This window comes from Psychrobacter sp. NG27 (assembly GCF_016106655.1).
Taxonomy (GTDB): domain Bacteria; phylum Pseudomonadota; class Gammaproteobacteria; order Pseudomonadales; family Moraxellaceae; genus Psychrobacter.
This window is the reverse complement of the sequence record NZ_JADGIN010000008.1, coordinates 1-21,177: the sequence shown is the minus strand read 5'-3', so window position 1 is coordinate 21,177 and position 21,177 is coordinate 1. Positions and strand designations below refer to the sequence as shown.

16 protein-coding genes and 1 pseudogene are annotated in these 21,177 nt (G+C 43.8%); 10 read left to right on the top strand and 7 right to left on the bottom strand.

Annotated elements, in window-relative coordinates:
* Window positions 1-32: 32 nt before the first annotated feature.
* Window positions 33-668, bottom strand: a complete 636-nt coding sequence (locus IP485_RS11500; RefSeq protein ID WP_194363898.1) for a response regulator — start codon at window positions 666-668, stop codon at window positions 33-35.
* A gap of 469 nt (window positions 669-1,137) precedes the next feature.
* Here IP485_RS11500 and IP485_RS11495 point away from each other — a divergent pair, with 469 nt between their 5' ends.
* The 3 genes and pseudogenes from IP485_RS11495 to IP485_RS11485 all read left to right on the top strand — a co-directional run bounded on the left by IP485_RS11495 (window position 1,138) and on the right by IP485_RS11485 (window position 4,222).
* Window positions 1,138-2,220, top strand: a complete 1,083-nt coding sequence (locus IP485_RS11495) for a serine hydrolase (protein ID WP_198327328.1) — start codon at window positions 1,138-1,140, stop codon at window positions 2,218-2,220.
* Window positions 2,221-2,409: 189 nt separating this feature from the next.
* A pseudogene (locus IP485_RS11490) lies at window positions 2,410-3,529 on the top strand (RNA-guided endonuclease InsQ/TnpB family protein).
* A gap of 24 nt (window positions 3,530-3,553) precedes the next feature.
* The gene (locus IP485_RS11485; protein ID WP_198327327.1) at window positions 3,554-4,222 is read left to right on the top strand and encodes a thiamine phosphate synthase; all 669 of its coding nucleotides are present in this window, start codon (window positions 3,554-3,556) and stop codon (window positions 4,220-4,222) included.
* Window positions 4,223-4,249: 27 nt separating this feature from the next.
* Here IP485_RS11485 and IP485_RS11480 read toward each other — a convergent pair whose 3' ends face one another.
* Window positions 4,250-4,579: a TraR/DksA family transcriptional regulator gene (locus IP485_RS11480; protein WP_198327326.1), complete on the bottom strand. Its 330-nt coding sequence runs from the start codon at window positions 4,577-4,579 to the stop codon at window positions 4,250-4,252.
* 421 nt (window positions 4,580-5,000) lie between these two features.
* Between IP485_RS11480 and IP485_RS11475 the strand changes: the two genes are divergently transcribed.
* The 5 genes from IP485_RS11475 to ruvB all read left to right on the top strand — a co-directional run bounded on the left by IP485_RS11475 (window position 5,001) and on the right by ruvB (window position 10,215).
* The gene (locus IP485_RS11475) at window positions 5,001-6,215 is read left to right on the top strand and encodes a phosphoglycerate kinase (protein WP_198327325.1); all 1,215 of its coding nucleotides are present in this window, start codon (window positions 5,001-5,003) and stop codon (window positions 6,213-6,215) included.
* Window positions 6,216-6,468: 253 nt separating this feature from the next.
* Window positions 6,469-6,855, top strand: coding sequence for a hypothetical protein (locus IP485_RS11470; RefSeq protein WP_198327324.1), 387 nt, complete (start codon window positions 6,469-6,471; stop codon window positions 6,853-6,855).
* A 428-nt stretch (window positions 6,856-7,283) separates the two neighbouring features.
* Window positions 7,284-8,318, top strand: coding sequence for a class II fructose-bisphosphate aldolase (gene fba / locus IP485_RS11465; RefSeq protein ID WP_194363904.1), 1,035 nt, complete (start codon window positions 7,284-7,286; stop codon window positions 8,316-8,318).
* A gap of 117 nt (window positions 8,319-8,435) precedes the next feature.
* A complete protein-coding gene (ruvA, locus tag IP485_RS11460; RefSeq protein ID WP_198327323.1) occupies window positions 8,436-9,059 on the top strand; it encodes a Holliday junction branch migration protein RuvA in 624 nt (207 codons plus the stop codon).
* Between the two features lie 175 nt (window positions 9,060-9,234).
* Complete coding sequence (ruvB, locus tag IP485_RS11455) at window positions 9,235-10,215, top strand: Holliday junction branch migration DNA helicase RuvB (protein ID WP_194364158.1); 981 nt, start codon at window positions 9,235-9,237, stop codon at window positions 10,213-10,215.
* A 207-nt stretch (window positions 10,216-10,422) separates the two neighbouring features.
* Here ruvB and IP485_RS11450 read toward each other — a convergent pair whose 3' ends face one another.
* The 4 genes from IP485_RS11450 to IP485_RS11435 form a co-directional block, all read right to left on the bottom strand.
* Window positions 10,423-12,084, bottom strand: a complete 1,662-nt coding sequence (locus IP485_RS11450; RefSeq protein WP_198327322.1) for an ABC1 kinase family protein — start codon at window positions 12,082-12,084, stop codon at window positions 10,423-10,425.
* Window positions 12,085-12,202: 118 nt separating this feature from the next.
* The gene (locus IP485_RS11445) at window positions 12,203-12,907 is read right to left on the bottom strand and encodes an SCP2 domain-containing protein (RefSeq protein ID WP_198327321.1); all 705 of its coding nucleotides are present in this window, start codon (window positions 12,905-12,907) and stop codon (window positions 12,203-12,205) included.
* Window positions 12,908-13,009: 102 nt separating this feature from the next.
* Window positions 13,010-14,104, bottom strand: a complete 1,095-nt coding sequence (gene ubiE / locus IP485_RS11440) for a bifunctional demethylmenaquinone methyltransferase/2-methoxy-6-polyprenyl-1,4-benzoquinol methylase UbiE (protein WP_227686528.1) — start codon at window positions 14,102-14,104, stop codon at window positions 13,010-13,012.
* A gap of 96 nt (window positions 14,105-14,200) precedes the next feature.
* Complete coding sequence (locus IP485_RS11435) at window positions 14,201-14,914, bottom strand: FFLEELY motif protein (RefSeq protein ID WP_197177352.1); 714 nt, start codon at window positions 14,912-14,914, stop codon at window positions 14,201-14,203.
* 277 nt (window positions 14,915-15,191) lie between these two features.
* Between IP485_RS11435 and IP485_RS11430 the strand changes: the two genes are divergently transcribed.
* Window positions 15,192-16,925, top strand: a complete 1,734-nt coding sequence (locus tag IP485_RS11430; RefSeq protein WP_198327320.1) for an ATPase — start codon at window positions 15,192-15,194, stop codon at window positions 16,923-16,925.
* 540 nt (window positions 16,926-17,465) lie between these two features.
* Window positions 17,466-19,073, top strand: coding sequence for an inorganic phosphate transporter (locus IP485_RS11425; protein WP_194363911.1), 1,608 nt, complete (start codon window positions 17,466-17,468; stop codon window positions 19,071-19,073).
* A gap of 94 nt (window positions 19,074-19,167) precedes the next feature.
* Here IP485_RS11425 and IP485_RS11420 read toward each other — a convergent pair whose 3' ends face one another.
* Window positions 19,168-20,796, bottom strand: coding sequence for an aminotransferase class I/II-fold pyridoxal phosphate-dependent enzyme (locus IP485_RS11420; RefSeq protein WP_198327319.1), 1,629 nt, complete (start codon window positions 20,794-20,796; stop codon window positions 19,168-19,170).
* Window positions 20,797-21,177 lie beyond the last annotated feature (381 nt).

Sequence of the window (21,177 nt, the reverse complement as noted above, 5' to 3'; positions counted from 1 at the left end):
GACCATAATAATAGGGTGATGACCAAGCCGATTTATGGCTGAATCAAGCCATGACGAATGGCCAGATGTGTTAGTTTGACATCACTATCAACCCCGACTTTTTCGTAGATACGGTAGCGATAAGTATTGATGGTTTTCACACTAACGAACAGCTGATCGGCGATTTGTTGAGGGCTTTGACAGTTGACAACCATCATGGCCACTTGTTTTTCTCTATCGCTTAATAAGTCAAAAGGAGAATTAGCATTATCAGAGAGTAAGACATCGGCCAGTTGTTCTGCGACATCTTGACTAAAATAACGCCCTCCTTGATAAATCTTGTTGACCGCGCGTATCATCTCATCGAGCGGCGTGCCCTTAGTGATATAACCATTCACCCCTGCCTTAATCAGCATTGAAGGGTAAGGTTGTGCAGACATGCTACTGACCGCCAAGATCTTAATACCCATATCAAGTTGAATCAAACGTTTAGTGGCTTCAAGCCCGCCAATATTAGGCATGTTGACGTCAAGTAATACCACATCAGGACGCAGTTGTTTGGCCATCTTGATCGCCATATCGCCACTATCAGCCTCGCCAACTACTTCGATATCAGCACTGTCTGACAGCATACGGCTGATGCCCATTCGCACCAAATCATGATCGTCAACCACCAATACTTTAATCATAACCATACTCTTTATTATTGTTTGTCAGAATGAATGTTTTATAAATATTCAATGAAATATAAGAAATGTTTAAGCCATCGCAAAACTAAGATACTAAGCATTAATGGTCAGTATATCTATATACATTGCTTACAAACTATGCATATTCAGTGCGAAACAGAGTCGGTAATACACTTACAATTACGTGCGACCAGTGTTCATAACATACCAACAAGCATACTGTTCAACGTTAATTTATATTGCTACGATGTAAATCAATGTTTCTATAACATCAAGTGGTTGTAGCAAAATTTGAACGACACTAAAAAAAACCGTTAAATCAGTTTGATAGATTAAACTTAAATGTAAACCATGATACACTAAAAATACAAAAACTCTATGTGAGTACTTACAAACACACCTATAAACGCTACGTACGTTCTTGGCGTCAGTCACTGTAACTGGCGTAATAGCGACAGCAGGAGACATTATGAAGCAACTACCATTAACCAAACAGCAATTAATCGCTGCTATGATTTCATTGAGTTTGGGCAGTGTTGCACAAGCGGCACTTACTATTAATGGTAGCTCTGATACAGGCTCTAGCGCCCGTATGAGTTGGGGCGGTGCTGATAGCTTATCTGAAGCTCGCAACATCATGTATACGTCCAGCGGCTCTGCTATAAAGAAAGTCGATAATGGCTTTGGTACGACCAATATTACAAATACTACCAGCTTTGGTAGCAGTAACAACAGCAACAGTAATCGTTACAACACGACCTATCGTGGTGCTTTTGGTAGCAGCGATATGATTCCTATCAGCACAGACTCTCGTAGTGTCGCTGTGATTGATGCGGAAACTGGTGAATCGATCTATGAAAAAGACGCTGATATCGCGCGTCCCATGGCCAGTATTACTAAAGTAATGACTGCCATGGTCGTGCTTGATGCCGGTCTTGATATGCGCGAAGAGATTACTTTGGATCCAGAAGATTTTGTCGGTCCTAAGCGTGCCAGCTCTAACCTAAAATCTGGCGATCGCATGAACCGCGCTGAAATTTTATTGATGGCGTTGATGAAGTCTGAAAATCCAGCTGCAAAGAGCCTAGCGCGTAACTATCCAGGTGGTTATGATGCCTTTATGCGTGCCATGAACCGCAAAGCACGAGACTTGGGCATGAATACGGCATTTTTTGGTGATCCGACAGGCTTAGATAAGCGTAATGTTGCCTCATCAAATGACTTGGTAAAAATGGTACGTGCTGCTGGTAACTATGATGTAATTCGTCGTTTCTCGACGACCAAGAGCTATGACTTCTTTGTCTCAAACTACTCAAGTGGTAACCGTACTTACAAAGCCAACAATACCAGCACATTGGTTCGTGATGGCAGTTACCCAATTGGTATCTCAAAGACTGGTTTTATCAATGAAGCAGGACGTTGCGTGGTGATGGAGACCCGTGTGAATAACCGTCCAGCAATTATTGTGATTTTAGGCGCAAACAGCTCAGCGACACGATGGGGCGATGCCAAAAACATTCTAAATAGCTTAGCAACCCGCCGTACGGTATAAGTTTGATGCTTTAAATATCTTGCTATTTCGAATATATGAGAAGCCGTTATATTATATAACGGCTTTTTTATTATCAAATAGCGCCGTAAAACCACGTCACTTCTAGGGCGTGGATATCAGGCGTCAGCAGTTGTCGCATAGCTGTTAATGGCTATTGATTTTGATATAACACACAACCATACTTGACTCATGAAAACACTCAAACTACGCGTCAAAGACAAACACGCCAATCAGCTAAATATATTGGCTGGTGCGGTTAATTTTGTCTGGAATTACGTCAATGAGTTGAGTTTCAAACACCTTAAGCGCACATCTCATTTCTTTTCAGCTTATGATCTAGCCGCTTATACCAAAGGCACAGGTGAATACCTAAACCTGCACAGCCAAACCTTGCAAGCTATAACTGAAACCCACGCTAAGTCTCGTAAACAGTTTAAAAAAGCCAAACTCAATTGGCGCACCAATAACCCAAAAGCCAAACGCAAGTCACTTGGTTGGATTCCTTTTAAAAAGACGGCTATCAAACACTTAGCAACCCGTCAATCAGTTAAGAAAAGCTTGAAAACCACCCTGCAATTCAGCTTAGCTAAAGGTCAAAAGCTGATCATTGATTTGTGGGACAGCTATAACCTCTCGCTCTACAGCATCAATACGTGTGAGCTGGTGCAAGATTCTCGCGGCAACTGGTACGCCTGTATCACTGTTAAAGAGTTTCCAAAAACCGCTTGTGGTACTGGTCAAGTTGGTATTGATTTAGGCTGTAAAGATTCAGCAGTCACCAGTGATGGTGATGTTTTGACCACTAAGCTGACTCATAAGTACGCTGAAAAACTAGCAATCGCCCAACGCGCTAAGCATAAAAAGCGAGTAAAGGCGATCCACGCCAAAATTAAAAACACCCGCCAAGACCTGATTCATAAATTTACCAATACATTAGTTAAAGCCAATAACTTAATCGTTGTTGGAAAGATAAAATCAAAATCATTCACTTCAACAAATCTAGCCAAATCCGTCTATGACGCTGGTTTGAAATTAAGCGGCAACTGGATTACAAATGCGCGGACGCAGGTTGCCACTATATTGAAGTAAATGAAGCGTACACAACCCAAACCTGCTCGTGTTGCGGCTCTCGCCAAGACAGTCCGAAAGGTAGAGCATCGCTTGGTGTCAGAGTATGGTTTTGCAGTTCTTGTCAAATTGCCCATCAACGCGACGTTAATGGAGCCAAAAATATACTCGCGGTCGGGCTTGACCGTCTTTAGTAGGAATCCCCTTCACTTTTAGGGAGGGGAGGAAGTCAATGTGTTGAACTTAATAAATCAGGACATACATTATGACTCAGTCACCAATCGCATTTACTGCACCGAAGCTCTATCTGCTAACCAACGATGACGATTTTGCTGTTTTGTATCAAAAACTGGATACAGCGCTAGCAACTGGACTGATTGCGCTCTTGCAAATTCGGCGTAAAAAAACGCTGAGTCTGCCAAATGGTGTATCGACGCTTTTTGAGGAAGCAGAGGAAATTACTAAATTGGCCAAAATGTATAATGTGCCAGTGGTCATCAATGATGATATTGAGCTTGCGGCTAAGCTTGGCGTTGGTGTGCATTTAGGTCAGACGGACGGACAGATAAATGATGCGTTGCAAGTGCTTGCGCCGCATCAAATCATTGGTCGTACTTGTCATGAAGATGTTGGGCTAATAAAAGCCGCAAAAAACGATGGTGCAAGCTATGCTGCGATGGGCGCTATATTTGCCTCTACCACCAAGCCAAATGCCGATACGATCTCACGCCAGCAGCTGATCGAAGGATGTCAACAAGGCATACCAATATGTGTGATAGGAGGCTTGAGCGCAGAAAACGTCGTAGAGCTGGCAGGCTTACCAATTGCGCTGATAGCCGTCGTGGGAGATATTATGGATTTGCCAGTTGAGAAAATAGCTCAGCGCTGTGATGAATGGCAGCAGGCGTTGTCCAAATGGAATACGCCTACTTAAGACATGCTTTTAAAAGAGGATGACGCTTTATTCGGCATGTTCCATACATAAGGTAGCATAGGGCAATGCTTCTAGGCGTTGCTCTTCGATTTGCTTGCCGCATACTTCACATTCACCGTAGGTACCATTTTCAAGACGACTCAAAGCATTCTCGACATAAATTAGACTCTGGCGTGCCTCGGCCATTAAGTTTTTGCGCATGTCATTTTGACGATAAGATATGGCTTGATCTTCCCAGTGCTCATTGAGATCATCTTGTGGGTTTTGGATATGATCTTCAATTTTGTCAATGCGTGACTCATATTCATCTTTGAGTGTTAATAGGTTTTGCTTAGCAGTGTCTAAATTGATACTCATTGTGTTCTCCTAAAGGATTATTTTTATTGTCAACGCATCTATCATAAAGAGCCTGACTGCTGAGTACCACCACGAAATGTTACTGTTTATTGAATCATCCTAACGCTTTTAACTATAATCGTTTCATTGAAATCAGGGTCTAAAAATATCGGCTCAATGCAGCATTCTTGCTAAAATTTTGGCAGGTTGCTTATGAGCCTGTGATAGAAAGCTGATAGAATACACCGCCGCTGATTTCTACTTACTTATTTGATCTAATAACATGCGTGGATCATTAGTATGAGAGCACAGTGATAAAAATAGTAAAAGTGAAGCGTAATAAGCCCAATTGTCAAAATATATATGGTAGATGATCGTTAGGTCATATCAATCATAATAGCAATCGTCAATTAACAGATATAGTGATGCATAGGAGCAGGTAATGAATTTTTTGCGTATGAGTGAGCTGAGCTTAACCGATAAAGTGGTATTAATCAGAGAAGACTTAAACGTACCTATCAAAAACGGCAAGGTTACGAGTGATGCTCGCTTGCAAGCCAGTCTACCTACGATCAAAATGGCACTGGAAAAAGGTGCTGCTGTCATTGTTTGCTCACATCTAGGACGTCCAACAGAAGGTAATCCTGAAGCCATATACTCATTGGCACCAGTCGCTGATTATTTGACGGACAAATTAGGCTCGCAATTGTCAACACCTGTACGTCTTAATACTGACTATCTGACGCAAGGGGCTGCTGTAAAATCTGGCGAAGTGGTACTGCTAGAAAACGTACGCTTTAATGACGGTGAAAAGAAAAACGATGCAACTTTAGCGAAAAAATATGCTGACTTGTGCGATGTCTTTGTGATGGATGCTTTTGGAACGGCTCACCGTGCGCAGGCTTCGACAGAAGGTGTCACCCAAGCAATGCGACAAGCAGATAAGACGGTTTGTGCAGGCCCATTATTGGCCGCTGAGCTTGATGCTTTGAGCCTTGCACTTGAAACACCTGCACAGCCAATGATTGCCATCGTTGGTGGATCGAAAGTGTCTACCAAGTTAGAAGTGTTACATAGCTTGGCTGAAGTCTGCACGCAGATTATCGTTGGTGGCGGTATTGCCAATACTTTCTTAGCAGCGCAAGGGCATAGCGTTGGTGCCTCATTATATGAAGCAGATTTGCTTGATACGGCGCGTGATATCATGACCAAGACGGAAATTTTATTGCCTGAGTATGTCGTCGTTGCTGATAAGAATGATATCGATTTTGCTGATTTTACGGGTTCTTTGCAAAAGGCTGTGGCTACGATCAAGTCTGTTGATGCGATTGGTGACAATGACATGATATTGGATATTGCACCAGAAAGCGCAACACAGCTTGCTGATGCAATTATCAATGCAAAAACCATCTTATGGAATGGTCCAGTGGGTGTTTTTGAGGTCGATGCTTTTGGTCAAGGCACACAAATACTGGCAACTGCGGTCAAAAATAGCGACGGGTTTTCGATCGCGGGCGGTGGTGATACGTTGGCGGCTATTGATAAATATCAAGTTGCGGATGGCGTTAGTTATATGTCAACAGGCGGCGGTGCGTTTTTAGAGTTTGTTGAAGGTAAAGTACTTCCTGCAGTGGCAGCTCTGCAAACCAATGCCTAAACATCTAACAATATTCAAGATTTTGGTAACATTAGACGTACAACTAACCTTTGGTATCTCAGGTAGTCTGTGGAAGTAATGTTTTGACTGTCATTTTGCTGAATTTATTTGGTGAGCAAAAAGTGGTGGTCATTGATTATTAAGCGTTAATTATTTGTTTATATACTGAAAATTATTATTGCATGTCCTATTCGCACTCTATAAAATAGCGCGACCATGTATTTTGACATGCATTCTTTACGAGAGGTTTATTATGTTAAAACGTCATTTATTATTTGCTAGTGTACTTGCTGGTACTTTTGCAATCACTGCATGTAGCCAACAAACAGAAGAAAACACTGAAGCTGCTGTTGAGTCTGCGGGCGACGATGCCGCTGCTAACGCTGATGCTGCTGCTGCTGAAACAGACGCCGCTGCTGCTGAAGCTGAAGCTGCTGCTCAAGACGCTGGTGCTGAAATCGCTGAAGGCGCTGACACTGCTGGTGCTGCTGCAACAGACGCTCTAGCAAACACTGGTGATGCTATTGCTGAAGGCACTAACACTGCAGTTGAAGGCACTGCTTCAGCCGTTGCTGAAGGCGCTACTGCTGTTGCTGATGGCGCAAATGATGTTGCAGTTGATGCAGAGCAACAGTACTAAGCTGTACAATGACTAAGCACTATAATGGCTGACCTATTGGGACGCTATCGATCGATAGAGTATCTTTAGGAGTAGTCATTGTTATTGCTTTATAAGCCTCAAAATACTAAAAAAGCCTTGGTGATTGCCGAGGCTTTTTGCGTTATATGGTTTGGTAAAACCAATTAGATAGTCTGTTCGATAAAGACTAATATATAGACTGAATTTGAGCGATAAGACTGTCTAGACTGACAAATAGTCAGGCAACTGCTACGAAGAGCACATAATATTTGCTATAATTGGCGCATAATAATCACAACCAAATCAATTCAGCCATCACGAACCTATATACCATCAGTATGGCTGGGTAGATGTTGACGTGATTATTATCATGTATGCCTTTTAAGTATTTTTTAAATACCATTCAAAATCCAATCAGAGAGCGTTTTATGGCCTTAATATCATTACGTCAACTTCTAGATCATGCCGCTGAACACAGCTACGGTGTTCCTGCTTATAACGTCAATAACTTAGAGCAAATGCGTGCAATCATGATGGCGGCGGATGCTTGTGACTCACCTGTTATCGTTCAAGCCAGTGCAGGAGCGCGTAGTTATGCAGGGTCAGCATTTTTGCGTCATTTGATTATTGCTGCTATCGAAGAATGGCCACATATCCCAGTGGTGATGCATCAAGATCATGGTATGTCAGCCGCTATTTGCCAACGCTCAATCCAGCTCGGTTTTTCATCAGTGATGATGGATGGCTCACTTGGTGAAGATGGCAAAACACCAATGGATTATGATTACAATGCAAATGTCACTCGCGAAGTGGTCAAGATGGCTCATGCGTGCGGCGTGTCTGTCGAAGGTGAGATTGGCTGTTTGGGTAGTCTTGAGACAGGCATGGCAGGCGAAGAAGATGGCTCTGGCGCTGAAGGCGTACTAGACCACGAGCAACTATTGACCAGCGCTGATGAAGCTGAGCAGTTTGTAAAAGACACCAATGTCGATGCACTTGCGATTGCGATTGGTACCAGTCATGGTGCTTATAAGTTTACGCGTCCACCGACAGGCGATATTTTGTCTATTGAGCGTGTAAAAGAGATCCATGCACGCATTCCTAACACCCATTTGGTGATGCATGGTTCGTCATCAGTACCGCAAGAGTGGCTAAAAGTCATTAATGAAAATGGCGGCAATATCGGCGAGACCTATGGTGTGCCAGTTGAGCAGATTGTAGAAGCAATCAAGCACGGTGTTCGTAAAGTCAATATCGATACAGATTTACGTCTAGCATCGACAGGCGCTATTCGTAAGTTTCTTGCAGAAAATCCGAGCGAATTTGACCCACGTAAATACTTTAAAGCATCTATGGTCGCGATGTCAGATATTTGTACCAATCGTTTTGAAGCATTCGGTTCGGCAGGTCAGGCGCACAAAATTCGCCCAATTAGCCTAGAAGGCATGGTGAACTTTTACTAGCTCGCCGCTAATTTAAGCGATATTGATAGTGAAGCTATGCTGATATGGTTCAGTTATATGTCGTGTAATGGTAGCGAGTGTCATTTTTATAATAATCCCTATAAGAGGTAGCAAGCGATGATTGGATTGATTACTGGGCAGGTGCAGTACTTGATGGCACCGACGGCCTGTATCATGACCACCTCTGGCGTAGGGTATGATATCGAGCTACCATTGCCGTCATTTTGCCAACTACAGCTGAACGAGCAGGCAAGTATCTGGACGCACTTTCATGTACGTGAAGATGCACAATTGCTCTATGGCTTTATCGATCGTAAAGAGCGCGATGTCTTTCGCCAATTGATCAAGATCAATGGTGTTGGGGCAAAAATGGCATTGGCCATGTTGTCTGCAATGTCAGCGGCTGAGCTGAAAATGCACGTCGAGCAAGACTCAGAAGCGGCATTGACGCGAATACCAGGTATCGGCAAAAAAACAGCGCAGCGTTTGCTGATTGAGCTAAAAGATAAGCTAAAAAACATCGAGGTTGATAATAGCTCGCTTGAGCTGATGCCTCAGATGGTAACGGTTTCTCATGAAGGCAGTATCATTGCTGAAGTAGAGGGCGCGCTTATCAGTCTGGGCTACAAAGAAAAAGAAGCGCAGCTAGCGATTAAAGCGGCCAAGAGTAAAGGCGATACTTTCGCTGATACTCAAGGCTTATTAAAAGCCACGTTACAGCAGTTATCAACGTTTAAGTAGTTTTGGCTACTGTTGCTATCAACGATTGCATTAATACATATCGAATAAATAAGCGACATTAAGTGTCGCTTATTTTCGTTTTAGCACCTGCTTGATGAGGTTTTGCATGACTTATGCGCAGCGTTTGGTTATGCTATTTGTTACCTAAACTTTTAATATAATGATAAATTCTATGATGCAAGATCGCTTAATTAACCCGCTAGAAGGCGCAAGTGATGCGCCTGATGCCAATATTCGTCCAGCATTGTTGGCTGAATATATTGGTCAGCCGGTCGTACGTGAGCAGATGGAGGTGTTTATTGGGGCTGCTAGAGGCCGAAATGAACCGCTGGATCACACGCTGATATTTGGTCCACCAGGACTGGGGAAAACCACACTGGCGAATATCATCGCTCGTGAAATGGGCGGCAATCTGCGCTCGACTTCCGGGCCTGTGCTTGAGCGTCCAGGTGATCTGGCAGCCATGCTGACGAACTTAGAAGAGGGCGATGTACTTTTTATCGATGAAATTCATCGTTTGAGCTCAGTTATTGAAGAGATTCTTTATCCAGCGATGGAGGATTTCCAATTGGATATCATGATTGGTGAAGGTCCTTCTGCGCGTTCGATCAAGCTTGATTTGCCGCCATTTACTTTGGTGGCAGCAACGACCAGAGCAGGGCTGTTGACCTCACCCTTACGTGATAGATTCGGTATCGTGCAGCGCCTCGAGTTTTATAATATTGCTGATCTAACAACGATTGTCAGTCGGGCAGCACGCTTGATGCGCGTGCCCATGAGTGAAGATGGTGCGATTGAGATTGCCCGCCGTGCACGTGGTACACCAAGGATTGCCAACCGCTTGTTACGCCGTGTGCGTGACTATGCTGAAGTCAGAGGCGACGGCAGCATCAATGGTGCGATTGCGGGTAGTGCGCTAGATATGTTGGCAGTCGATAGACGAGGGCTTGATCACTTAGACAGACGTTATATCGAAATATTACAAGAGCGCTTTGATGGTGGTCCTGCTGGCGTTGAGGCTGTAGCCGCAGCTATGGCCGAAGATCGAGGCACGCTCGAAGATGTGATCGAGCCGTATCTGATTCAGCAAGGCTATGTACTGCGTACTGCTCGCGGTCGCGTACTGACACAGATGGCGATTGATCAGATGTTATAGTGTTCAGTATAAAAAAAGCCCCTGCTTTTGATTAAAAGCAGGGGCTTCTTTTTGACTCTATAGCTTTAATTTTATTTTCGGACACTGGTTGCTATCGTATGATAAGGAAGCCGTTAAAGCTTCAATTGTGAACGACAATGGAAATGTGCTCAAGCATGTTGATAAGCCTTTAATACAGGCGACTGCTAGGCGTTTAAGCTAACACCTTTAAGCCAAAATTCGCCAAACCACTACCAAGATAGCCAATATATACAAGATAGGTGATAGCCAACCGACGACTTGCGTCGCGATAGCGATGAAGATGGCAAATCCTGCTAATGCTAGCCAATCGCGACGACGGTCATTTAGCATATCGGCGCGTATTTGCTGTATTTCGCGAAGTTGACTGTCCTGACGTGACCCTTGTGAAGCAAGGCTTTGTAGCCCTTGGTCCAGTAGCTTGGGGATATCAGTGGTAGACAATAGCATTTCAGGCAATTGCTGGCGTAGCTGCTGCAGGTTACGCATAGGATCAAGCTGCTCTTTGATCCAGCTACTCAAAATCGGTTTGGCCAGTGACCAGATATCCAGATCAGGATATAAATCGCGGCCGAGTCCTTCAACATGGACCAAAGTTTTGAGCAAAAGCATTAGCTGCGGCGGGATACTCATATGATGCCTACGAGCAATGTCCAAAATTTGCATGAGCACGCCTGCAAAATCAATGTCATTAATTGATTTTTGTAGCATAGGGCCAACGGTGCGTTTCATATCACGCATCAGAGCATGCTTATCGGCATTGGGTGGTATCCAGCCTGCACGGCTCACGATATCGACCACTGCAGTAAAGTTATTATTCATTACTGCCAGCAGCATCCGCGCCACGATGAGCTGATCGTCTTTTGATAGTGTGCCCATGATGGCACAATCAAGTCCGATATAGCGTGGTTCATGACCCAAATCAACCGCTGCCATACCTGCATGCAATGTTTGCACAGGTGGTGTCTCTACGAACACGTTACCCGGATGCATGTCAGCATGAAAGAAATTATCACGAAAGACTTGGGTAAAAAATATCGTTAAGCCTTTTTTTGCGAGTGCTGCACGGTCATAACCTAACTGATCGAACATCTCAACTTGCGAGATAGGCACACCTTGGATACGCTCCATCACCATCACATTTTTGGCCGCATCATAGACTTCAGGCACATACATCAATGCCGAACCTAAGAAATTATTGCGCATCTGCGTCGTGTTGTCAGCTTCGAGCGTCAAATCTAGCTCATTAAGCATGACTTGGCGATAGTCTTCGATAATATCGATAATATGCACAGCACGCGCCGCTTCAATACGCGCGGATGCCCAGCTTGCCAATTCTCGTAGCAGCTCAAAATCAGAAACAATCACAGTACGGATATCAGGACGAACCACTTTTACGACCACTTCACGTCCATCATGCAAGGCTGCGGTATGTACCTGTGCAATAGACGCGGCTGCTAGCGGCTTGATATCGAATCGAGCGAACAATGTGTCGATAGACTGACCGAGACCATGTTTAGGGTGCTGGATTTGAGCAACAGCGATATCAGCGTCAAAAGGCTTAACTTTGTCTTGTAATTGAACCAACTGAGCGATAATATCAGGCGGTACCAAGTCGCGACGTGTTGAGAGGAGTTGGCCTAATTTTAGAAACAGCGTGCCCATATCCTCAAGTGCGTACTTGATGGCATTTGGTTGGTGCTTCTTACTCCATGCTGCAGGATGCGACCGAATCAAGCGCGCTAAAGGTTGTAGCTGCGGTGCTTCTTCGACAGAAAAATGGGTATCAATACGATACGTCGCGGCAATACGCCAAAGTTCAAGTAGACGGGCACGGTGGGATAGTAGCATGAGGTTAGGTACTCTGGACAAAAACGAAAATAGGGTAGACGCTGTTTTTAACGATAGACAACACTATCAGTAATAGCGTTTGCCTACGATTAATCAAATACGCTACTAATAAAGCAGATTACTGATGAAACGCGTTGTTGAGAAAACGTGCTTGCTCTTCTTTGATAGCAGCAAGCTTGGCTTCTTCACGTTCGACATCAGCACGCAATTTTAGGAGTTGCTGTTTGAGGTCATTTACTTCAGCGACTTCAGTAGGATCAGGTGTGCTGTTACCTGCCACATCATTGGCCCAGTCACTGACATCATCAAAAGCGCGCTTAGCACTATGACGCCAACTGCCTTTGAGATGAGAGATGAGTAGGTGCAACTGGCTGGCCATTGGTTTGCCAATAAAAGGCTCAAGTTGACCTGCCACATCAGGGTCAAAGCCTGCCACCAGCTGTTTTAGCTGCATCAGTACTTTGTAATCACCCTCGATAGGCAAATTACCCTCCGCGCCGCGCATCAGGTTGAGCAGTTGAGCGGGATTGTCTACGGTGATGGTACAGTCCGGACGGCTATGACCCAAACGGGCGCGCTCCATACTGGCTTTTTGGCGTTCATTCATCTGGCCACTTGGCTCAAACACGCTCTCCGTTGTAACGGGTTCAAAGCGTAAACGCTCGTGAGTGAATAGTACATCTAAATGAATATCAGGCAATCCCATATTGAGACGCAACACTTTACCTGCCAGCGGTGCGAGGCCCACTTTGGTAATCTCATCACTAGCAATGGCAATGTTAATCAGCTTTTCGGCACTAGCCAATAGTAAGACAGTCAGCATAAAGCTCTCGCATCGTAAAATGAGCGCCTCTGCATTAGCAGCATCAGCGCATGGGTTATGAGGTATTAAGGTTAGGTCTAATATGGCCTTGCTAATGATGCATTATGCTTTAAAGCCACGATGTACAGCGACGATGCCAGCAGTTAAATTATGATAATCACAGTTCTCAAAACCTGCTTGTTGCATCATTTGTTTGAGCGTCTGTTGATCAGGATGCATACGAATTGACTCTGCCAAGTATTGATAACTTTCAGAATCATTGGCAATCAGTTTACCCATCACTGGCAATGCGGTAAACGAATACAAGTCATAGGCTTTAGATAGTGGCTCAAATATTGGCTTTGAGAATTCTAAAATCAATAGACGACCACCTGGCTTTAGGACGCGGTACATGGATTTGAGCGCCGCATCTTTGTCCGTGACATTACGCAGACCAAAGCTAATGGTGACCAAATCAAAGCTGTTATCATCAAATGGTGCCAATGTTTCAGCATTCGCCAACACAAAATCGACGTTGTTGCAGCCTGCATTGATCAGGCGCTCACGGCCCACTTCTAGCATGGCTGCATTGATATCGGATAATACTACATGACCATTTCTACCGACTTCGCGGCTAAACACTTTGGCCAAATCACCTGTACCACCAGCGATATCGAGTACATGCTGTCCAGCACGCACGCCTGACAGGCTAATGGCATAGCGTTTCCACAGACGATGAATACCAAATGACATCAAGTCGTTCATGATGTCGTATTTCTTAGCAACAGAGGTAAAGACATCGGCCACGCGGGCTTGTTTTTCGGCTTTATTAACTGTTTTATAGCCAAAATGCGTTTCTTCGGCACCGTCAGTTTCTAGCGTATGCGGATTATTGATGTCATCACGCTGGTTAAATAGCGCTTGTTTGATGCTTTGCGCAGCACTATTAGTAGAAGTATTGTTTTCACTGCTGTTTGGCATAGTGGTCTGTTGGCCTTGCGGCGTTCCGGTTGGTAGGTCTTGAACTTTGGTAAAGTCGTTGTTGCTAGTAGATTGACTATCATCTGTATGAGATGCCGCTGTCTGGGCACGTAATATTTGCGCACTGATTTGCTGATTGTGGGCGATACTGTCTTTGACTAACTTGTCTTGCAGATGGCCATTGGTCATCACTGAATGTTCAGAGTTAGCAGTGTTGTTACTTGAAGTGTCGGTCATTGCATAGTCCTAGAATTTGTTTTTTATGATTGTCTGTATCAGGTGGTGTGCAAGCTGTTTTATCAGCCGAGCAAACCATAGTATAAGGTATTGACCCTATGATACATCAAACACTACTGGCTTACTGCCATTATCCGTATCATGAACTTGGTCAATAATCATCAGCTCACGCTCACAAAACGGTTCGATGAAATCGCTGACACTTTTGAGCGGCTTCATGGCCTTAAAGCCTGCATCCATAAAATCATAAAGTGGCTGATAGCCATGACGGTAGGCCGTGCTCTTCGCTAATGCAAAGGCTTTTTTGAGCATAAACGAATTTAAGTGTTTGTCCGTGCGATAACAGACATCCTTTAGATTGGCAATTTGTACTCGGCGCTCTTTTTCTTCATTGACCGCACGGTAGGCAGCTAGCATGTTGTCTTCATCTACTGGCAAGTTTTGGTCAAGTAGCCACTGCGCCAAATGCAGATCCAACTCAATCGCATAAATCGCTGCTTGTATACCCATGCTTCCCGCCTCTAACGCAGACTCTTTGGCAAGACGTTCTAGCTTTTTGGCTTTTGGGAGAATACGTGCCAATTGCTCGGCCAACAGTTTGAACTCTTCACCACCATATAATTGTGTGAGAAAATATTCTGCCATCAGCTGATTTTTTGGTTGTTCAAATAAGGCACGATGCGTTTTTTTAAGTCGTGCTTGTTGCCATGATTGTACGTCTTTGAGCTTGGTGTTTAGCTCGTCATCTTGATGATGTGGCAAGGCCCAAAAACGAGTCAAATGCTGTTGTAAATCAGCTAAAGCAGTCATGGCAGTAAATCCTATAGAAGTAGATAATTTTTTGAATTGAAGATTAATTGGCTAAAGTCACTTGATGTACTGGACAGTGTAATAGATTTTTGATTATCTATCCTAATAAGTGTGCAAAATGGTGTTCACCATAAAAGAAAATAAATAAGAATACAAATGCCAAACTGTTACATAGCACTATTATTTACTCGATTGGCTCAGTGCTATGATTAAACGATAGCCAAACAGCTCCATAACCGCTGTTAACTCAACAACAATTACTATGGTGAGTGCAATTATGTCTCAAAAAAATGATACTACTGAACCAAAGGTACCACAAGGGGTGAGTGCACAATTTAGTGAGCAAGTCGTTGAGCGGCGTTTAGTGCCCAATCCGCTCAGTCAGTTTTCGATGGATGAGAACGCCCTAAGACTGGCACTGGTCACCGCACAGTATGCCCTTCGAGCCACTCGCCAACAAACCCCAACAGCCACGCCAAAGACATTAAACAAGCCAACAGGGCTGCTCGTGCTCGTCAATGGTATGGAGCAGGCGGGTAAGGGTATGGCGGTTAAGCAGCTGAGGGAATGGGTCGATCCGAGACTGCTTAAAGTTGAGGCAACCATTGGCCATTCAACGCTAAGTTATCAGCCTATTTGGCAAACCCATACCAGCGAGTTGCCGCGTCACGGTGAGGTAATGGTGTACTTTGGCAATTGGTATGCAGACTTGCTATACAACGTCATGCGACTAGCAACGTCGGATAATAAAAAAGCCAAGAATCAGCCAAAAAATAACAAACAGGTTGATGCGTCCGCATTGCCTAGTGTCAAATGGCAGGACTATCTGCATCAGCAATTAAATGAGCTAAAAGCGTTTGAGAAAGACCTTGCAGCCAATCAAACAAAACTACTAAAATGCTGGTTCCATGTCGATATAGAGATGTTGTGCCGCCGTCTAAAAGACACTGAAGCAGACCCACAGTTTTTGTATCAAATTGACTGGAACAACAAGCAAGTGATTGAAACCTTTAACGAAGTGGCTGCAACACTACTACAGACGCAGGATGATTGGGTTATCATTGATGGCGACGATAAGTCAACGGCAGCGGATAACTTTTGTCACGAGGTTTTATATGCAATGCAAACAGCATTGGCAAGCAGTGAAATAGCAGCTCATGACACTACAAAAAATCATGCTAAGTCTAAAAACAAGATTAAGAATAAGATCAAGCGTAAGGATAAGTTCAAAGCTGAAAAGTCTGAATCACAATCACAAAAAGACGTGTTTGAGCCTGTACCGATACCTAAGCAACTAACCTCTATTGATGACGCTAAAATAAGTAAGTCCGACTATCGCAAAGCGCTAGCAGAGAAACAAGCGCACCTCGCTGAGCTGTTACGTGCACGTGACGGCCATCATGTGGTCTTTGCTTTTGAGGGCATGGATGCCGCTGGCAAAGGTGGTGCAATCAAAAGGTTGGTAGCGCCGCTCGATCCACGCGAGTATCAGATTTACAATATTGGTGCCCCCATGTTATATGAGACGCAGCATCCTTATCTATGGCGCTTTTGGACAAAGTTGCCTGATGAGCAAACGAATCATATCAGCCGTATCGCTATTTTTGATCGTACGTGGTATGGGCGAGTGCTGGTTGAGCGTGTTGAAGGGTTTGCAACTGATGATGAATGGCAACGCGCTTATGCTGAGATCAATCGTTTTGAAGCAGACTTGGCTGATGCAGGGACAGTCGTCATAAAATACTGGCTGGCTATTGATAAAAAAGAACAACTCAAACGCTTCAAATCTCGGCAAGCAACACCGCACAAACAATTTAAACTGACGGATGATGATTGGCGTAACCGTGACAAATGGTCGGACTATGTGCAATCTGCCGCTGACATGCTCGCACGTACAGACACAAAGACAGCACCATGGTGTATAATCGCGACCAACGAAAAATATCAAGCACGTTTGGATGTTTTGGATCATGCTATTGAGCAGCTAGCGTTGTTGTCTAAAACGATTTGATCTGCTTCATCAAACGGACAGGATAAGCAACATAAACGCGCGGTTACAAATTTTGTAATATCATCATGCATTGTGCGCTTATATTTAATATAATAGGCGCATCCATCGTGGTCTTTATGACGCAACCGATTATCTTAACAGGTAGCGGTTGTATTGTTTGATGCAGAAGTATATAAAAATATTGCTGCGTAGACCAATAGAGTAATATTAGCAACCTGAAATAATCGTAACACCATAAAGTCGTGAAGCCGCAAGATGCTGTAATCAGATGATTTGGCAATATGACTTGCGGCTTTGTGATATGTGAAATGACGTATTTTAGTAAAGAGTATATATCGACAGCTTAAATCAAACGTCAAATAGTGACGCTTGACTGTGGATACGATAGCAAACAAACATTAAAAGCTCCATTGTTTAAGAAGCATGTTGCGCATTTATATAGTGTTATTTCAATGTAAGATGTCAACATCTACATTGATAACTGCGCAATGTCATCAATCGCCTATAATTTCAATCAGCTTACGCAGGACGTATCAACGTATGGGTATTAGCAGCAGTTCTACAGAGCCAACCAAATCAGTCGGCTCTATGAGAATAAATCTATTTTTTGCCATTTTATTGATTGCTATGACCAGCTACTTTTTGTGGTGGGGTCTAGATTACACCATGCGTCAGCAAACGACGCTGTTTATTGTAGCGACCGCTTTTGGTGTCTTTATGGCATTCAATATCGGTGGGAACGATGTCGCCAACTCCTTTGGTACGTCAGTGGGTGCAGGAACGTTGACTATTCCGCAAGCCTTGGGTATCGCCGCGATATTTGAAGTGTCAGGTGCTGTGCTGGCAGGTGGTGAAGTAACTGACACTATCAGAAGCGGCATTGTCGATCTAGATGGCCTTTCAGTCGAGCCCAACCAGTTTATTTATGTCATGCTCTCAGCACTCATTGCTGCTGCATTTTGGCTGTTATTTGCCACCAAAAAAGGTCTGCCAGTTTCGACCACACACGCGATTATCGGTGGCGTGGTTGGTAGCTCCATTGTATTAGGCATCACCTTAGGTGGTACTGAAATGGCGTTATCAACTGTGAATTGGGGTAAAATTGGCACTATCGCCATCTCTTGGGTTCTATCACCGCTACTAGGCGGCGTCTTGTCCTATTTGCTATATGGACAGATCAAGAAAAATATCATTGAGTATAATGATAAAACAGAGGCGCACATTGCCACGCTAAAAGACAATAAAAAGACGCTAAAACACTCGCATAAAGAGTATTTAGACGCTCTAACTGAGTCTGAGCAGTTGTCTTATACATCAGCGATGTTACGTGACCAAGAAATCTACAAAGATGATGATTGTGTTGTTGAAGATTTAGAGACTGACTATTACAAAGAGCTGTATGAGATTGAGAACGAACGCAGCAATCTCGATACTCTAAAAGCACTGAAGCAATGGGTGCCTATGATTGCGGCTATGGGCGGTGCAGTCATGGCCTCTCTGGTTGTCTTTAAAGGTCTGAAAAACGTCAATAATGGTATGACGACGCTGCAAGGCTTCTTAATCATGGGGATGATTGCAGCGCTAGTATGGCTGGCAACCTATATTTATACTAAGAGCATCCGTGGTAAGCATAAAGAAGACTTGACCAAAGCCACGTTTATTATGTTTAGTTGGATGCAGGTCTTTACGGCCTCAGCATTTGCTTTTAGTCATGGCTCGAACGATATTGCCAATGCGGTTGGTCCTTTTGCCGCAATTATGGATGTTATCCGTACCAATAGCATCTCGACCGAAGCAGCAGTACCACCTGCGGTCATGTTGACCTTTGGCGTCGCATTGATTGTGGGTCTTTGGTTCATCGGTAAAGAAGTGATTCAGACGGTTGGTACCAATCTGGCGAAGATGCATCCAGCTTCTGGATTCTCGGCTGAGCTGGCTGCTGCGGCTGTCGTGATGGGTGCGTCAACGATGGGTCTGCCTGTATCGAGCACGCATACTTTGGTCGGTGCAGTACTGGGCATTGGTATCGTCAATAGAGATACTAACTGGAAGCTTATGAAGCCTATTGGTCTAGCATGGGTTATTACCCTTCCTGCGGCAGCCTCAATGTCTGCAATTAGCTATCTGATATTGGTAAATATTTTTTAAGCTATAGAGTCCATTAATAAAGCTTATCTTAGCATCATAAAAAACGCTTATCAGCATCATGCGGATAAGCGTTTTTTTAATGACGTATGACGATTTATTCGGTACCAAACTGCTTACGTTTTTTCGCAAAAAAGCGATCCAATCTATCCATCGCATTTTCTAAGTCAAGCAAATTGGGCAAAAATACCAAACGAAAATGATCGGGTTTGTCCCAGTTAAACCCTGTACCTTGTACCATCAACACGTTTTCATCAATCAGTAAATCCATCATAAAGTCCATATCATCGGTGATAGGATAAACTGCTGGATCCATCTTTGGGAAGCAATAAAACGCGCCTTGAGGCATGGTACAAGATATACCTTTGATAGCATTAAGGCGTGAGACTGCCATTTCTCGCTGCTTATATAGACGACCTGTTTCGGAGGTTAAGTCTTGCATACTCTGATGCCCACCCATCGCTGTTTGGATAGCATACTGTCCTTGCACGTTAGAGCAAAGACGCATAGAGGCGAGCATATCCAAGCCTTCAATAAAGTCAGCGGCATGCTGTTTGCGACCCGATACCATCATCCAACCTGAGCGAAACCCTGCGATACGGTGTGACTTTGACAAGCCATTGTAAGAGAGTACCAGCACCTCATCAGTCAAGGTACTCATCGGTGTATGTACATTATCATCATAGAGAATACGATCGTAAATTTCATCAGCCATAATGATTAAGTCGTGCTCTTTCGCGACTTCAATGATTTGGTTTAGTAATTCATCACTATAAAGCGAGCCTGTCGGGTTATTGGGATTGATAACCACGATGCCTTTTGTTTTGCTCGTAATTTTAGATTTGATGTCTTCGATATCAGGGTGCCAGTTGTCTTCTTCATTGCAGCGATAATGCACAGCAGTACCGCCCGCGAGGTTGGCCGCAGCTGTCCAAAGCGGATAGTCTGGCATCGGAATCAGCACTTCATCGCCATCATTCATCAGTGCCTGCATGGTCATGACAATCAGCTCAGAGACACCATTTCCCAAATATACGTCACGCACATCAACAGCCGACAGCAACCCCTTTGATTGGTAATACTGCAAAATGGCTTTGCGCGCTGAAAAAATCCCCTGCGAGTCCGAATACCCAGTCGCTTCAGATAGGTTCATAGCCACATCACGCAAGATCTCATGCGGGGCTTCTAAACCAAAAGGCGCTGGATTGCCTACGTTCAACTTCAATATGCGTTTGCCCTCTGCTTCCATCTTATTGGCAGTCTGCAATAGGGGGCCACGAATGTCATAGCAGACGTTTTGCAACTTGTCAGATTTTTTTATGGTCTTCATAGTGTCACTACTTATCGGATTATGTTGGGTATTGTTGAGGCTTATTGATGGTATTTTGGACTGACTTTCTGATTGTTCGGCTACGGTTGTGAATGTAGCACCTTGATGCTCTTTATCTTGAGATAAAAAGTTATGCTTAGATAATGTGTCATCAGAGTTTTCATTCTGTAGCTCACCCCGCAGCAAATAGCCTTCGCTACAGCCCAAAATACGAGCAAGCGTTGGTAATTTAGATGAGACAATACCATTGGTACCACGCTCCCAGTTCGAGATTGCACCGCGGCTGACCTTTGCACCTGCTGCGGTCATTGCTTGTGCTAACTGCTCAGCAGTCAGTCCTTTTTTACGGCGTAACTGTACCAGCCGTTCTGCTTGAGTGCTGCTGTCATCAGCCATGATTGTTCAAGCCTTTGTTAAAAATTGGATTTGTGAAAGAGATAATACAAACTAATACTGTTTTTACTAAATGGTAATGCAAGATATTATTGCATTATTAGTATGATTACAAGTGGGTATAAAATTATTTATACTTATAAAAGCAAGAATAACTTGCAATTGTTGTTAGTTTTACCCAATGCTTTTTCTATATTTGGTTTTCGTGATGATAATTGTTATCTAAATACATGTTTACCTACCAAAATTACATCTTTACTCATTCTAGTTTTGGAATAATTTGATATATTTTAGTGAGATAAAATTCTGGTGGTGTATCAAAAAGTATGCTGAGGAATTGAAGGAGGGGTGATAGCCGAAGCAAGATGATATATTTGAGGTTAT